This window comes from uncultured Thiocystis sp. (assembly GCF_903866365.1).
Lineage (GTDB): Bacteria > Pseudomonadota > Gammaproteobacteria > Chromatiales > Chromatiaceae > Chromatium.
The window spans coordinates 1-2,187 of record NZ_CAIPNF010000324.1 but is presented as its reverse complement, the minus strand read 5'-3'; the positions used below and the strand labels follow the sequence as shown (position 1 = coordinate 2,187).

3 protein-coding genes are annotated in these 2,187 nt (G+C 60.4%); all 3 read left to right on the top strand.

Annotation, left to right across the window (positions count from 1 at the left end):
- A partial coding sequence (locus tag QZY07_RS18380) for a PD-(D/E)XK nuclease domain-containing protein (protein WP_295405834.1) occupies positions 1 to 549 on the top strand: 549 nt, incomplete at its 5' end.
- Positions 550 to 611: 62 nt separating this feature from the next.
- Positions 612 to 1,175, top strand: a complete 564-nt coding sequence (locus QZY07_RS18375; protein WP_295405832.1) for a dTDP-4-dehydrorhamnose 3,5-epimerase family protein — start codon at positions 612 to 614, stop codon at positions 1,173 to 1,175.
- Positions 1,176 to 1,253: 78 nt separating this feature from the next.
- Positions 1,254 to 1,919: a methyltransferase C-terminal domain-containing protein gene (locus QZY07_RS18370; protein ID WP_295405830.1), complete on the top strand. Its 666-nt coding sequence runs from the start codon at positions 1,254 to 1,256 to the stop codon at positions 1,917 to 1,919.
- Positions 1,920 to 2,187: the final 268 nt, after the last annotated feature.

Here is a 2,187-nt window from a genome sequence, read left to right as displayed (position 1 = left end):
GAGGAGCCGCTGCTCGGGCACTGGATCTACACCCTGGGCTATCCCAATCACGAGGTCGCCTCCAGCCTCAATGCCGCGCTCCTGAGCGAATATACCGACGATCCCAGCCGCAGCTTCGCGCACCGGCTGCGCCTGCTCGATCTGCTGTTGGCCCGCGATCTGGCAGGGCTGAAAGACCTCTTTCATGCCTTCTTCGCCAGCATCCCCAACGACTGGTACCGCAATCACCCCATCGCCCGGTACGAGGGCTATTACGCCAGCGTCTTCTACAGCTATTTCGCCGCGGTGGGTCTGGACATCGTTCTGGAAGACGCCACCAATTGGGGTCGCATTGACATGACCGTGCGTTTCAACGAGCACATCTATCTGTTCGAGTTCAAGGTGGTGGAACTGGCGCCAGAGGGTCGCGCCCTGCAACAGATCAAGGACCGGGGCTACGCCGAGAAATACCGCGCCGCGGGCCAGCCGATTCATCTGATTGGCGTGGAGTTCTCGCGCGAGGGGCGGAATCTGGTGGGGTTCGAGGTCGAGACGCTGACCGTGGCGTAGCGGCGTATTTTGTGTGTGTGTCATACACAAATCGACGCCTATCAAGCGGTCGAGGCCAGACCATGAGCGCACGCTTTCGTCTCCAGCCGACCGACATCGCCGGCGTGACGCGGATCGAGCGTTTCCCGATCGGCGACGAACGCGGATCTTTGGAGCGTCTCTTCTGCGCGCGCGAACTGGAAGCGGTCATCCAGGGCAAGCCCATCGTCCAGATCAACCGCACCGTCACGCGGCATCGCGGCACGGTGCGCGGCCTGCACTTTCAACATCCGCCCCATGCCGAAACCAAATTGATCGCCTGTTTGCGCGGCGAGGTCTTCGATGTCACCGTCGACCTGCGGGCGGATTCTCCGACCTTTCTGCGCTGGCACGCCGAACGCCTGAGCGCCGACAATCGCAACACCCTGGTCATCCCGGATGGCTGCGCGCACGGTTTTCAGGCGCTGACCGACGATTGTGAACTGCTCTATCTGCACACGGCCGATTATTCAGCGGCGGCGGAAGCGGGCGTGCACCCTGGAGATCCAGCACTGGCCATCTCCTGGCCGCTTCCCCTGGCTGGACTCTCGCCGCGCGACGCCGCCCACCCGCTGATCGACGCGCATTTCCGGGGACTTCGGCTGTGAATTGTCGCCACTGCAACACGCCGCTTCACCTGCCATTCGTCGACCTGGGCAGCGCGCCGCCATCCAACGCCTACCTGAGTGCCGTCGATCCATGGCGGCAGCCTGCGCGTGTTTGGCGGTCATGCCGAGGACGCGCGCCAGACCGCGCCCAGCGTGAACCTCCTGCTCGCGGAAGAAGCCCGACGGGGCTTGCGCACCCCGGACCTCTATCGTACTTTTCAGGCAAGGGCGGATCGGATCAAGGACGATCTGCTAACCTTCCTGATCGAGCAAAAGCGCGCGGGTCGGACCGTCGCCGGCTACGGCGCCGCCGCTAAGGGCAATACCCTGCTCAATTACGCCGGCGTAAAATCCGACCTGCTGCCATTTGTCTGCGATGCCGCGCCCTCCAAGCAGGGGAAAATCCTGCCGGGCAGTCGCATCCCCATCGTCGACGCATCGCATCTCAAACGGCAGCGACCGGATCGCATCCTGATCCTGCAAAAAAACCGTGGATCGTGTGCTTGGCGCCCCAAATCAGGTGTGGCTTTTCGGCTCGCGCGCCAATTCGGTGTCAGGCCGAAGGTCATTGACGAAGTCGATGAGGCATTCTTCGAAGAGGGGGGTATCCATCTGAGTGCGGTAGCGCCGATGAGTTGGATCTCGACACACCATCCAAAGGACGCTTCGAGTGCCAAGATCACAATATCTGGTATCCACCGCACTGAGCTGGACACCCCCCTCTTCGAAGAATACCGCGTATAAGTTGCAGGATTGAATCGGCAAAAAAAACCCCGCGAAGGCGGGGTTAATCACCACTGAGGAGGTTAGAACACGGAGAAAACAAGACGCTGGGTCTTGATGAAGTAAACGCAGTATCGGTGCCAGAACACTCGGAAACTAAAATATCTTGTTCAGGACTTACGCATTGACAAACGCCGCATTTTATGATCTAAAAAATACGTGTAACCATATTCCGCTACTCATTTAAAATGAGCCGGCGATGCCGCGCCGTAACCGTCGCCATCGCGGG